This is a genomic window from Bacillus sp. JJ1562 (genome assembly GCF_036962705.1).
Taxonomy (GTDB): Bacteria; Bacillota; Bacilli; order Bacillales; family Bacillaceae_L; genus Ferdinandcohnia.
Window position 1 is genome coordinate 1 of the sequence record NZ_JBALOQ010000025.1, and the last position, 13,142, is coordinate 13,142.

Sequence of the window (13,142 nt, forward strand, 5' to 3'; positions counted from 1 at the left end):
TAGCAACAATGGAAGGCTATCACTTTCCAGGCATTAGGAGAATGACGGTAATCCAGCAGCTTTGGAAGGTCACTACCTTCCAGTTACTAGGAGATTGAAGGCACTCCAGCCCATTTTCGGCCCCCATCTTACAGATACTAAAAGTGAAAGGCCAACACTTTCCCGGTCTCATAATTTTGACTAAATTTTGATAAAATTGTGGCTAAATTGGTAACTTCGTTTATTTGTGAAATTTTTCACATGACACCGAACTCTAACCATTGTATGATGAGGGTGTAAGGAAGTTTGTTCGGTAGTGAGCAAACTATAACTTAATCAAAAGCATATATAAAACCTTGTAATGGAGGTCATTGATAATGAAAGCATGGACTGGTTTTAAAGAAGGAAAATGGCAAAAAGAAATCGATGTACGAAATTTCATAGTAGAGAACTTTACACCATATAGCGGGGATGATGCATTTTTAGAGGGGCCAACTGCAGCAACAAATGCTCTTTGGGAACAAGTAATGGAATTAACAACACAGGAACGCGAAAATGGTGGAGTGCTTGATATGGATACAAAAATTGTATCTACGATTACTTCACATGGTCCTGGTTACTTAGATCAGGAAAAGGAAAAAGTAGTTGGTTTTCAAACGGATAAACCATTTAAGCGCTCTCTTCAGCCGTTTGGTGGAATTAGAATGGCAGTTGATTCTGCAAAAGCCTATGGCTTTGAAATCGATGAGGAGATTGTAAAGACTTTTACTGAGTATCGAAAAACGCATAATCAAGGTGTGTTTGATGCTTATACACCAGAAATAAAACTTGCGAGAAAAGCGGGAATCATCACTGGACTGCCTGATGCATATGGCCGTGGAAGAATCATTGGCGATTACCGAAGAGTTGCCCTTTATGGTGTAGATCGTCTCATCGAAGATAAGAAAATGGATCTTCTTGAAACAGGAAATGGAACCATGACTGATGACGTCATTCGTGACAGGGAAGAGATTTCTGAACAAATTCGTGCCCTTCAGGAATTGAAGGAGTTAGCTGTTGCCTATGGATATGACATTTCAGAACCAGCAGCAAATACGAAGGAAGCATTTCAATGGCTGTATTTTGCATATTTAGCTGCGATTAAAGAACAAAATGGAGCTGCGATGAGTTTAGGACGAGTGTCTACATTCCTAGATATCTATATTGAAAGAGATTTAGCAAACGGAATTTTATCCGAGCAAGAAGCGCAGGAAATTGTCGACCATTTTGTAATGAAGCTACGACTCGTGAAGTTTGCGAGAACACCAGATTACAATGAACTATTTAGTGGAGACCCAACTTGGGTGACGGAATCACTGGCGGGTGTAGCACTTGATGGCCGCCCATTAGTTACGAAAAACTCATTCCGTTTCTTGCATACACTAGACAATCTCGGACCAGCTCCAGAGCCAAACTTAACTGTCCTTTGGTCTGTGAATCTACCAGAGAACTATAAGAAGTATTGTGCAAAAATGTCTATTAAAACAAGCTCAATTCAATATGAAAATGATGACATTATGCGTGAAACATATGGTGACGATTACGGTATCGCGTGTTGTGTATCTGCAATGGCAATCGGAAAACAAATGCAATTTTTCGGAGCAAGAGCGAACCTAGCAAAGGCATTATTATACGCAATCAATGGTGGTATCGATGAAAAACTGAAAATTCAAGTGGGACCAAGCTACTCACCGGTTACTTCTGAGTATTTGGACTATGAAGAAGTCCTTCAAAAATATGATGTGATGCTTGAATGGCTTGCAGGACTTTATGTGAACACATTAAATATCATTCACTACATGCATGATAAATACAGCTATGAACGTTTGGAAATGGCACTTCATGACCGTGAAGTTTTACGCACGATGGCATGCGGAATTGCGGGGCTATCCGTCGTCGCAGATTCATTAAGTGCCATCAAACATACAAAAGTAAAAACAATTCGTGATGAAAATGGGATTGTTGTAGATTACGAGATTGAGGGGGATTTCCCGAAATACGGTAACAATGATGACATAGTCGATGACATCGCGGTGGAGCTTGTGAAGCGTTTTATGAATAAGATTAAAAAGCATAAAACATATCGCAACTCTGTTCACACACAATCTGTCTTAACGATCACATCAAATGTCGTGTATGGGAAAAAGACGGGCAACACACCTGATGGTCGTAAAGCAGGGGAACCATTCGCGCCAGGTGCCAACCCACTACATGGACGTGACACAAAGGGTACACTTGCTTCATTAAGCTCTGTTGCGAAGCTGCCTTATGAATACGCCTTAGATGGAATTTCAAATACATTCTCTATTGTTCCAAAGGCATTAGGTAGAGAGGAAGAAACAAGAATCAGCAATCTAGCAGGCTTGCTCGATGGATATGCCATGAAAAAAGGACACCATCTAAATGTGAACGTCTTTGATCGTGAAACATTATTAGACGCAATGGAGCATCCTGAGCTTTACCCACAATTAACCATTCGTGTTTCAGGATACGCTGTGAATTTTATCAAACTAACAAGAGAGCAACAAATTGATGTTATAAATCGAACTTTCCACGAAAGCATGTAAGGAAAACGAAAAAGGAGGACGAAAAGCATGAACGGACGCATTCATTCCATAGAAACCTGTGGCACATTAGATGGACCAGGATTACGTTATGTCATTTTCACTCAGGGGTGTTTGCTCCGTTGCCAGTTTTGCCATAACCCAGATACCTGGAAATTAAATATGGGGAAGGAAATGAGTGTTTCCGAGATTATCGATGATATCAAAACATATCTTCCCTTTTTCCAAGCATCAGGTGGCGGTGTTACCGTAAGTGGTGGTGAGCCCTTGCTCCAGCTCGATTTTTTAATTGAACTTTTTAAAGAATGCAAGAAGCTTGGGATTCACACTACAATCGATAGCTCTGGTGGATGCTTTACTCGTTCTCCGCATTTCATCGAGCGCTTAGAGGAATTGCTCACCTTAACCGATTTGATTTTACTAGATATTAAGGAAATCGATTCGGTGAAACATAAGGAATTAACAGGCATGAGCAACGAACATATTCTGGATTTTGCCCGATATTTATCAGATAAAAATGTTCCCGTATGGGTTCGCCATGTGTTAGTTCCAACAATTAGCGATAATGATGAGGACCTTACGAACCTATCAGAGTTTATAAAAACTTTAAAAAACGTGAAAAAAATCGAAATTCTCCCGTATCACAAGCTCGGTATTTACAAATGGGAAAACCTTGGCCTTGAATATAAACTAAAAGATGTCGAACCCCCAACCGAAGAGCGAGTCAAAAACGCAGAAAGAATACTAATAGGATAATGAAGGTAGAGAGCATGAAATCACTTGGTTGAGTTTCATGCTTTCTTTTTTATGTGGACTAGTCCCTCTGTTCCCGAGTGCAGGAAAAGTCGGAATTGAGACGAATTGTAGTAGAGGATATAAATTATTTTAAAAAGTTTGAAACAAATTTGAAGTTGAAACGACTTATTCTTGATTGGGGGCGAAGCATTGGAGAATATGTCATTCGATATAGAAAAAATCTACGACATGTATTACCGGGACGTTTATCATTTTGCGCTTTTTTATACAAATAACCGTCAAGAAGCAGAAGACATCACACAGGAAACCTTTATTAAAATCATGAAAAACATTGGGAGCCTACAAAATCCAGAACGATTGAAAACATGGATTTTCTCGATAGCAAAGCATACGGCAATTGACCTAAAACGAAAACAAAAGTTTATTCAATACCTGCCAGACTGGATTTATGAAAAAGAATCAGGCGAAGCCACACCAGAAAAGAGGGTCATCCAAAAGAAGGAATGGGAAGAACTACAAGAAGCACTCATAAAGTTGAAGCCAAACTTTCGATCCGTTGTCATCTTACGAGGATTAAAAGGGTTATCTGTTAAAGAAACGGCTGAAATCATGGGATGTAGTGAAAGAAAAGTTCGCGTCGACTATCACAGAGCCATTCAACAAATGAAAAGGTATGTTCAAGTACATGAGGAAGGGTGGGGACTTAATGAACAATCAAAATGACGAAAAATGGTTACAGCCATTAAAAAAACGTCCTAACCTTGAACCAAATCCTGTTTTTGCAAAAGAACTTAAAGAAACTCTGAAAGAAAACGAAACAATAAAAAGAAGAAATTTTTCATGGCTAAAAATGTGGCTTCCCCTAACAATGGCAGTTATGTTGTTCTCCATTATTACTGTGTCCTATGTGACGAGTAATCAAGAACAGGGACAGCAACCAGTCGAAACTGGGGAAACCACCAATGTCGTTAGTACAGATTTTGATGCACTGTTAGATAAGAATCCTGCGTATCAACACATGTATGATTCAGTACTAAAGGTAACAACAAAAGAAGAAGCTAGTATACTAGTTGTGAATTTTTTTGAGGCACTACGTGTGGAAGATAAGGAATTCCTCAAGAAAAATGTATTTTTTGTCGCGAATCCGGAAAAAGAAGTTGAAGCGTTACTTGATTTTTACAGAGGAATTAATGTGAGAACTTTAGATGTTAACTCATTTAAGGAGAGTCAGGCTGAACCTAGTGTAGAGATAGTCTTTTCATATAAACAAAATAATGAGGAAAGGCTTCACCACATTCATGTTAATTACTGGGAGGAAGGTCAAACAGAAATTTATGCCCCCCTTGATAACTATGTCCCAGAAATCGAAAATGATCTTGAACTTAATGAGCAGGAAAGGACTGCATACGATACATTCAAAATTGACCATAATCCTGAGGCACTAAGGAACCTCGAGCCAATTAGTGTGGCGAAAATCTACATCCAAGCCAATGCGGACAGTGATCAAGAAACCTCCTATGCCTTGTATACAACAAGAGAAGACCGAGTCATGTGGTCAGAGGAAGAGGATAAGAAGTACTGGGAAAAAGAAACAAGAGACCCTGAAAATTATAAGAAATTATTTTACGGGTTAGGGTCAGGAGCCTTTCAACAACAAAATGAAAATGAAGGTTACATCACATATCGTAACAAAAATGGTGACCAGTTTTTCAGCATGGTAAAAGACGAAAACGGCGTTTGGAAGGTATCTTTTATGCCGATACAATAATAAAATTTAAAAATCGAACCTCAATATGTAATGAGGTTCGATTTTGTTTACTGTAGTCTAAAGCCTTCTTCATATAGATAATCTTCGGCTTCATCATAGGAACCGAATGCTTCTTCTAAATTTAATCCGGAATATACATTCCACCATTCATCTTCGAGTACGAGTAACAGGGTTTGTCCCTCATCATTCACCCAGCGTTCCTCTTGTCCCTCACCAATGATGGCATTTTCCCGAGCCAAAGGAGAATTCGCTGAAAGGGATTGTATCGATTCCTTCACGATTCTTCGTAACTCATCTTCAGAGAAGTCTCTGATGTTTACAAATCCCTTTTCATCCACCTCGTAGTTTTGAAGGTTTCCGGCATATACAAAACCATTGCCATTTGGATGAAGATGCTGAACGACAATCTTTTTTTCAAAGACACTGTCGTTATAATGAAAGTTCACTCTTTTTAAAGATACATCCTTGCGTTGAAGCTCTGGGAATGATTCAATGATTTTAAGTTTTTCTTCGAATGCTAACATATGTAAATCCTCATTTCTCTGTTTTTCAAATCTTCTATTGTACAATATCCTTTACGCGGCCAACCTGTCCATCCTCTAACCGAACCTTAATTCCGTGTGGATGAAAGCTAGATTTTGTTAGAATATCTTTTACGGTTCCTTTTGTCAGTATACCCGTTCGTTGGTCTTTCTTTAACACGATTTGCACCTGAATCCCCGGTGTTATATCTGCACGATTCTGTCCGTTCATTACAAAAATCCTTCCTATTATTATTTGTTTACTTAGTTTACCTTACATTTCAGAATTTATCTTCAAAAAAAAAGATGACCTCGAAAGTCATCTAGGAATAGGTACAATGTACCTGCTCTTTTTACCCACTTAAAACAAATGGATCGGGTGCATGGAGGAGTCCAGTGCTTTGAATTCGTAGCCTTGTTGTTTTAAATAGTCTAATAGCTTTGGTAAATGGGTAAGTGTTTCAGGTCTTTCGTGCAATAAGATCACTATTGGTTGATTTGCACGATTCAGTTTATTCAATTGATCGATTACACTATCCACATACCGGCTATCTCGAAATTGCCAATCACGGCTATCGATGTTCCAATCCCACATCTTATATCCTGCCGTCTCAACTGCAGCTTTATAACCATCCGTCATATGTGGAGAACTGCCAAATGGAGTTCGAATGAGATCTGTTTCGATACCTGTGATTTCTAAAATCGTCTGTTGCGTTTGGTTCATTTCCCCGACAACGGACCCGGAAGATTGATAGAATTTATTTTTATCATGGGTTACGCCATGGAGGCCTACACTGTGACCTTTACTCACCATTTCCTTAACAGCATCTGGATAATGTTTAATATTGTTGTCTAGCATAAAAAAAGTTGCCTTCGCATCATATTGATCGAGTAAAGCAAGGATATCCTTTGAAACCTTATGAGGACCATCGTCAAATGTGAGATAAACCGCCCTTGAAGGTGGGGCTGGCGTTTCCTTTGGTGCCACCTGTTCTTCGTCTGCTTCGGGAGTTGTTGGATTCACGGTAACTGGAGCTGGATCGACTGTAGGTTCTGTTGTAGGTGCAGGTTTTTCCTCAGTGGGCTTTTCTTCATCAATATTACTTTTGGGTTTGTCATTAACTTTTAAATCATCGTCTATTGGTTTATTTTTTTCTGGAGTTTCAACAGGTGCTACCACTTCGACAACCGGTTCAGATGCATCTGCTTCTAGAAAAAACTTCGATTTTAGTAGGAAAAAAGAATAAAAAAGTAACAACACGATAAAGCCAAACAACGCAATAATTTTTACAATGCTGCCTTTCCCCATTTTTTTCGTACTCGCCATTAAGCATACCTTCTTTGCTGTGTTATTCTTCACTTTATATGACGTCTTATGTTGCAGAAAGGTTTCAGTAATATTACAACAATTTTACAATAACAAGGACTATCTTACCATAAGGAATGGGTGTGGGAAAGATTAATCTTTGGCAAAAAAAGGTTTTTGAGAATAGAATGTTTTAATCTAATATAAAATGGACAATTTACTTGTTTCAAACAGAAAAATAGTTAATAATCCACTTATAAACATATTTAGATTGAAGGGGGATCTCGATTTGAAATTAAGGGTATCAGCTGTGCAATATCATCTTCACACAATTCGTTCCTTTGATGAATTTGCCGCTCAATGTGAGCATTATATAAAAACAGCAATGGAGTTTGACGCAGAATTTATTTTGTTTCCTGAATTTTTTACAACACAGCTTTTATCAATCGGTAGGGAGGACGGAACATGCCTGACAATTGACGACCTACCAAGCTTTACAGAACAGTATAGAGAACTTTTTAAAGAGCTTGCAAAACAATATAATGTGCACATTATTGGAGGAACACATGTTATCCGTAAAGGCGACCACCTCAACAATGTAGCTCATTTATTTTATCCAGATGGCAGAGTTGGGGAACAGGCGAAGCTGCATATTACACCAACGGAAGTGAACGAGTGGAATATGTCACCGGGTGAGGACTTCCAAGTGTTTGATACGGAAAAAGGACGCATTGCGATGCTAACCTGCTACGATATTGAGTTCCCTGAAATCGTCCGAATCGCAAAGGCAAAGGGTGCTGATGTCATCTTTTGTCCGTCTTGTACAGATGATCGCCATGGCTTCCATCGTGTACGCTATACAAGCCATGCGAGAGCAGTGGAAAACCAAGTATATGTTGTCGGAACAGGTACAGTTGGTTCTCTGCCAACCGTTGATTTTATGCGTGCCAACTTTGGCCAAGCGGTGGTGATCACACCAAACGATATCCCATTTCCACCTAAGGGGATTTTAGTAGAAGGTGAAGTAAATAACGACATGATCGTGACTGCTGATCTTGACCTGGATCTTCTTTATGAGGTGCGTGAACGTGGTTCCGTTACTACATGGCGCGATCGCAGAACAGACCTTTACCCTGATTGGAACTAATAGAAGGAGAGTGATTGAGATGGATTATAAAAGAATAACAAGTATCAATGACCCGTTATTTTTCAAAATGCATGAATTAATGAAGAATGTGTTTCCGAAAGAAGAAGTTCTAGATTTTGAGCTTTGGAAGGAGCCTCTTGAAGACCCAAGTATCCGCGTTTTTGTTGCGGTACATGAAGACGAGGTTGTCGGGGCGACGGAATACCGTTATTACACAGATTGGAATATTGCGATGACCGATTTTACAATCATTGGTCAACCAGGATTAGGTATCGGTCGCTTCTTAGCGCAAAATCGCAGCAAGGATTTACTGGAGCTTGCTGCAGAAAACGGAAAAGAACTTTTCGGTATGTTTGCTGAAATCTATGATCCATATAAGGTTGCACACTATGAGTTTGGTACAGTAAAACCGATGGACCCATTCGTACGACGCGAGGTTCTATCTCATCTTGGCTATAAACGCTTAGATCTCGACTATGTTCACCCATCTTGGAACAATGATGGCGAGGCAGTAAAGGGACTTGATTTATGCTTCATGCCTGGCGATGAACAGGTCAATGAACTTCCAAGCCAATTAGTCGTTGATTTCTTAACAACTTATTACACCGTTCTTCCAAACAAACCTACAGAATGGCTTGAGCTGGTAAACGGGTTAAAGGAGAAAGAATCAGTAACATTGTTACCACTATAAAAATAAGGTCCATATTTAAATCCTACCGATTTAATTATGGACTTTTTTTGTCTGAAAATTGTCTGAAAAACGACATGTGATATAAATCATATTCCATGCGGTACGTGAGGATTTAAAATGAACATAGAAGAGTATGTTCGAAAGGTTATTCGTGCCTGTTGTTGACCTGTTGAACAAACCAATATCCATAAAGCTGGTGATATGGTGATTAGTCAAATATTAGACGGTTTTAGTTTTCACTCCCAATGGAACGGTGGGGTCATCTTTTTTACCTTGATTTTAATTGTCTTATATATGTTCCTTTTACCCACATCAAAGGATCACAAAAAGTATAAATCAATTGCGTTTGTAGGAAGTATGCTGTTGATTCTTTTTGCTGTCGGAAGTCCGTTGAACCTGTTGGGACGGATGCTGTTTCGCGCCCACATTATTCAGATTGTCGTCGTACTTCTTATCGCGGCACCGTTGCTCGTAATGGGAATGAAGACAAACCTGCTTGAAAAGATGTTAAAAAACAATGGCGTGAAAAAGGTATATAAAACTCTAGCCCATCCAGTATTTGCAATTGTTTTATTTCATGGGTTGTTTATTGGATACCATGTGCCGACTGTGTTTGATTGGATTCGAACAGGGTATTTTACAAACTATTTCTTTTTAGTTGGGTTGATTTTAGCAGCCGTGCTGTTGTGGTGGCCAATCATCGGGCCGATTAAAGAGCAGGTTAATTTGTCCTTTAAGCAAAAACTCATCTATATCGTGGTCAATATAGTACTGTTTGTGCCGGTAACACTCTTTTTATTACTGGCAAATGGCGAGTTGTATACAGTCTACAGTGATACGAGTCAAATGCTTGCCGCGATAGCATTATGTTTGCCTCTTGGTGAAGAGATTCCACCAGATTTGTTGGAAACACTGCTCCCATATCCACCAAAAAGTGAACAAAAGAACGGAGCGACTATCTTATTTATCTCACAGGCTTTGATTTTTGGCTTGAGCATAATATGGTTGTTTATGAAAAAAGGCAGGAAGTGAATTCCTGCCTTTCGCTTGGTGTCTAGCTCTAGGCGCCATCGTCTCGAGGTCATAAGCCAATCGCTTCTGAAGGCAAAAAACGCCTTCTGCCAGCGCTTGTCTTATGCTTGTCGCCGATAGACGGGCGCCTTGCGCTTTTCTCATTAGTTTAGTTTTCCGATGTATGCTAAGTCTGTAACTTCATTTGAATCGGCGGAGCCATCAAGAATTTTTCGAATGTCCTGTAGAGTATCCTGTAAACTAATCGTTTCGCCTTTTTTACCGGTAAATGCTTCGGCTACATAAAAAGGCTGTGTCAAATATGCTTCAAGGCGTTCGCCGCGCTTGTAGGTTTGAACTTCTGTTTCCGGTAGTTTTTCGAGTCCGTGCACAGTAACGAGTGAACGGAGCTCGCGGTATCGGCGTAGTAGTTTTTTTGCACGTTGTTGAATGGTGAAATGTGTTTGGTCTAGGTGCGCTCCTTCAAGAACGGAAGAAGTTGAGTATACTGGATTGACGGCAGGGAATTGATGTCTAGCAGTGAGGTCAGCGTCAAATTGCCATAATGTTTCAAGTGGTCCAAATGGTACATCTTCGTCAACAACTTCACCCTTTAAATCAACAAGAATGGTAGTGACGGAATCAACTCCAATTGAATGCAGCTTCTCCTGTAGGGTTTGGATTTCACCAGTAATGACATGGGAGCGGTCTGCTGCAAATGCAACTTCTTTTGTCTTACCAAGCTTTGCGATCTCATCATAAGCTTCCTTGATTGTTCTAACCTGGATTTGAACTTCGTCTAGAATATCATTTATTTCAGGATGATCTCCTTCAGGTAAAAGCAATACTGTGGCAAAATCATTGCTGCGTAAACGATGGAATAGTTCTGCAAGTACTACAAGCTGGCCCATTCCAGGACGAGCAACGAGACCAACGGTACCACCTTTAGCTAATGGAGCAAAGACATCAAGCGTTTTAATCCCAGTTTCAATCATTTCAATTTTCTCCCCTCGAATTAATAATTCATCCAAACTACATTCAGCTAAATCAGCAAGCGCCACTAATGTGCGCACTTCCGCACGTCCAACGGGAATCTTTCCAGTACACAGGTTTGAAACGGTAGCGGGGCGTAATCCCACTGAGCGTGCAGCAGTTGTTAAATTTGGTACTCTTCTGCGAAGCAAAGATACATTGAGTCGAATATCTTCCAAAATTTTCACCTCCTGTTACTATTTAGAGTAAACTAAATTACGTTTTAACACAATAGACATTTTCGTTATAGAGTAATTTTTTTTACGGTTATATGTTTTGTAATGCTAACGCGGATAGAAATGAATTATCGTTGATAGAATGAAAATAACAGCGATAGAATCAAATTATCGCCGATAGAACAAAAATAACGCCGATAGCCACATCGGAAACCCTTAAATGTCTGTCCAATTTTAATGAAAAGGCCAGATAGTCCGGTCAATCATCGACTGTCCTCAAAAATCAACATCCCCAAGAATACACCCACAATCCCAAACCTATACTAAACCTAAAAAATACTAAAGGAGCTATCATGACTGAAATCCTACCTGAGTCATTTTTTCATCAACCTACATTAGAACTAGCTAAAGCTCTCCTTGGCTGTAAGCTTGTGAAGCAGACCGACCAAGGCGTTGCATCCGGCTTCATCGTCGAAACCGAGGCCTACAAAGGTCCGGAAGATCGGGCAGCACACTCCTACAACAATAGACGGACGAAGCGAACAGAGGTAATGTTCGGCAAGCCTGGATATGTCTACACATATCAGATGCATACACATTGTCTAGTGAATGTTGTGAGCAACGTAATTGACAAGCCTGAAGCAATTTTAATTCGAGCTGTTGAGCCAGTTGAAGGAATCGACATTGTGTACCAACGCCGCGGCCAAATGCCCGCCAAAAACCTAACAAACGGCCCCGGAAAACTAACAAAAGCATTGGGGATCACTATGGAGGACTATGGCCGAGCCTTTTTCGAACCGCCTATTTACATCGCAAAAGGCTATACAGAAGAAAATATCTCAACAGGTCCAAGAATTGGAATTGAAAATTCAGGAGAAGCAAAAGACTATCCATGGCGATTTTGGGTCACGGACAATCCCTATGTATCCCGCAACAGATAAGGGTTTGCTCACATCGAGCAACCCTTTTTTGTATTTAAATCTTACTATCTCTAAGCCTCTAGTCCTAGTGAAAAATATATCTGTGGCTCATTATAGCAAAACGGAAATCAGGATAAGATTGAAACATGAAAGGAGGAAGTAAACATGAAAAAGTTCGGATTGTTTATTCTTGGAGGTATCGCAGCGATTGTGCTTTTATCACAGGTTGGTCCAATGATTGGTCTGGCGATAAGCTTAGCGATTCTGTATTTTGCATTCAAAGGGTTTATCAAAACAGATTCAACACTAGGTAAGGTATTATGGGCGATTGTGGGAGTTATTGCTTTAACAGCTTCCGCTTCAAATGTACCAGCAATTTTAGGCGTAGTCGCAGCATACATCCTCTATGTTGTCATTAAAAAATGGAAAAAAGAAAAGCATCAAGTGGTAACCGAATCATCTGACCCATTCACTAACTTTGAAAAACAATGGGCAGAAATGAACAAACAATAATTTTTCGAGGCAAGGCTTAAAAATCAAAAAGGAGAATGATACAAATGGCAAACTTATTAACTCGAATTAAGGACACAGTTTTAGCAGACTTTCATGGCATCTTAGATGAAAAAGAAAAGAAAAACCCTATCGCATTACTTAACCAGTACCTACGTCAATGTGAAGCAGAAGTAGAAAAGGTGCGCAAGCTTGTAGAGCGTCAGCATTCCCTCAAGGATCAATTTGCAAGAGAACATCGCGAGGCAGCTGCCCTTGCTGAAAAGCGTATGCACCAAGCAGGAGTGGCACAGCAAGCGGGAGAAACAGAACTTTATGAATTTGCGACACAGGAGCAGGTTGCATATGAGGAGCGTGCTGCAAAATTACAGGAAGCCTTACAAAATGCTGGCGCAGAACTAATAGGGCTTGAGAAAAAATATGAGGAAATGAAACATAAACTAAAGGATATGCATATTAAGCGTATGGAATTAATGGGACGTGAGAACATCGCACGTGCCAACCACCGCATGAATCAAGTGCTAGACACAAATGCATATACGAGTAAAGCTTCAAGAACTTTTGAAGAAATGGAATCTTATCTTGATCGACTTGAGAACCAAGTAAATTCCTCTTATCATCGCAACACAATTGATGCGAGAATTGCTCAGCTTGAAAAAGAAGTAAAAAATGAAGAAACACATTCAATTTCATAGTGAAAACATGGTATTCTAAGAAGACGT

The 13,142-nt window shown here is 39.8% G+C and carries 14 protein-coding genes; 10 read left to right on the forward strand and 4 right to left on the reverse strand.

Annotated elements, in window-relative coordinates; translation table 11 throughout:
* The first annotated feature begins 356 nt into the window (after nucleotides 1-356).
* The 4 genes from pflB (at nucleotide 357) to V7097_RS16820 (ending at nucleotide 5,106) form a co-directional block, all read left to right on the forward strand.
* Complete coding sequence (pflB, locus tag V7097_RS16805) at nucleotides 357-2,585, forward strand: formate C-acetyltransferase (protein WP_335704791.1); 2,229 nt, start codon at nucleotides 357-359, stop codon at nucleotides 2,583-2,585.
* Between the two features lie 27 nt (nucleotides 2,586-2,612).
* Nucleotides 2,613-3,338, forward strand: coding sequence for a pyruvate formate-lyase-activating protein (pflA, locus tag V7097_RS16810; protein ID WP_335704792.1), 726 nt, complete (start codon nucleotides 2,613-2,615; stop codon nucleotides 3,336-3,338).
* 198 nt (nucleotides 3,339-3,536) lie between these two features.
* Entirely contained in the window at nucleotides 3,537-4,061 is a 525-nt protein-coding gene (locus V7097_RS16815; RefSeq protein WP_335704861.1) for an RNA polymerase sigma factor, read from the forward strand.
* The gene (locus V7097_RS16820) at nucleotides 4,045-5,106 is read left to right on the forward strand and encodes a hypothetical protein (protein ID WP_335704793.1); all 1,062 of its coding nucleotides are present in this window, start codon (nucleotides 4,045-4,047) and stop codon (nucleotides 5,104-5,106) included. The genes V7097_RS16815 and V7097_RS16820 overlap by 17 nt, the downstream gene beginning before the upstream one ends.
* Nucleotides 5,107-5,153: 47 nt before the next feature.
* Here V7097_RS16820 and V7097_RS16825 read toward each other — a convergent pair whose 3' ends face one another.
* From V7097_RS16825 to V7097_RS16835, 3 genes are all read right to left on the reverse strand, one after another.
* A complete protein-coding gene (locus tag V7097_RS16825) occupies nucleotides 5,154-5,630 on the reverse strand; it encodes a hypothetical protein (RefSeq protein ID WP_335704794.1) in 477 nt (158 codons plus the stop codon).
* Nucleotides 5,631-5,664: 34 nt separating this feature from the next.
* A complete protein-coding gene (locus tag V7097_RS16830; protein WP_335704795.1) occupies nucleotides 5,665-5,859 on the reverse strand; it encodes a YwbE family protein in 195 nt (64 codons plus the stop codon).
* Nucleotides 5,860-5,988: 129 nt separating this feature from the next.
* On the reverse strand, nucleotides 5,989-6,954 hold the full coding sequence (locus V7097_RS16835) for a polysaccharide deacetylase family protein (RefSeq protein ID WP_335704796.1): 966 nt from the start codon (nucleotides 6,952-6,954) through the stop codon (nucleotides 5,989-5,991).
* Between the two features lie 268 nt (nucleotides 6,955-7,222).
* Between V7097_RS16835 and V7097_RS16840 the strand changes: the two genes are divergently transcribed.
* From V7097_RS16840 to V7097_RS16850, 3 genes are all read left to right on the forward strand, one after another.
* Complete coding sequence (locus V7097_RS16840) at nucleotides 7,223-8,080, forward strand: carbon-nitrogen hydrolase family protein (protein WP_335704797.1); 858 nt, start codon at nucleotides 7,223-7,225, stop codon at nucleotides 8,078-8,080.
* A gap of 19 nt (nucleotides 8,081-8,099) precedes the next feature.
* A complete protein-coding gene (locus V7097_RS16845; protein ID WP_335704798.1) occupies nucleotides 8,100-8,771 on the forward strand; it encodes a GNAT family N-acetyltransferase in 672 nt (223 codons plus the stop codon).
* A 204-nt stretch (nucleotides 8,772-8,975) separates the two neighbouring features.
* Nucleotides 8,976-9,803: a cytochrome c oxidase assembly protein gene (locus V7097_RS16850; protein ID WP_335704799.1), complete on the forward strand. Its 828-nt coding sequence runs from the start codon at nucleotides 8,976-8,978 to the stop codon at nucleotides 9,801-9,803.
* Nucleotides 9,804-9,946: 143 nt separating this feature from the next.
* On the opposite strand, the gene V7097_RS16855 is transcribed toward V7097_RS16850, so the two are convergent.
* Nucleotides 9,947-10,993: an ATP synthase beta subunit C-terminal domain-containing protein gene (locus V7097_RS16855; protein ID WP_335704800.1), complete on the reverse strand. Its 1,047-nt coding sequence runs from the start codon at nucleotides 10,991-10,993 to the stop codon at nucleotides 9,947-9,949.
* Between the two features lie 350 nt (nucleotides 10,994-11,343).
* On the opposite strand from V7097_RS16855, the gene V7097_RS16860 reads away from it, so the two are divergent.
* The 3 genes from V7097_RS16860 to V7097_RS16870 all read left to right on the forward strand — a co-directional run bounded on the left by V7097_RS16860 (nucleotide 11,344) and on the right by V7097_RS16870 (nucleotide 13,115).
* Complete coding sequence (locus tag V7097_RS16860; RefSeq protein WP_335704801.1) at nucleotides 11,344-11,931, forward strand: DNA-3-methyladenine glycosylase; 588 nt, start codon at nucleotides 11,344-11,346, stop codon at nucleotides 11,929-11,931.
* Nucleotides 11,932-12,075: 144 nt separating this feature from the next.
* On the forward strand, nucleotides 12,076-12,423 hold the full coding sequence (locus tag V7097_RS16865; protein WP_335704802.1) for a flagellar basal body rod protein: 348 nt from the start codon (nucleotides 12,076-12,078) through the stop codon (nucleotides 12,421-12,423).
* A 44-nt stretch (nucleotides 12,424-12,467) separates the two neighbouring features.
* On the forward strand, nucleotides 12,468-13,115 hold the full coding sequence (locus tag V7097_RS16870) for a PspA/IM30 family protein (protein WP_335704803.1): 648 nt from the start codon (nucleotides 12,468-12,470) through the stop codon (nucleotides 13,113-13,115).
* The last annotated feature ends 27 nt before the right edge of the window (nucleotides 13,116-13,142 follow it).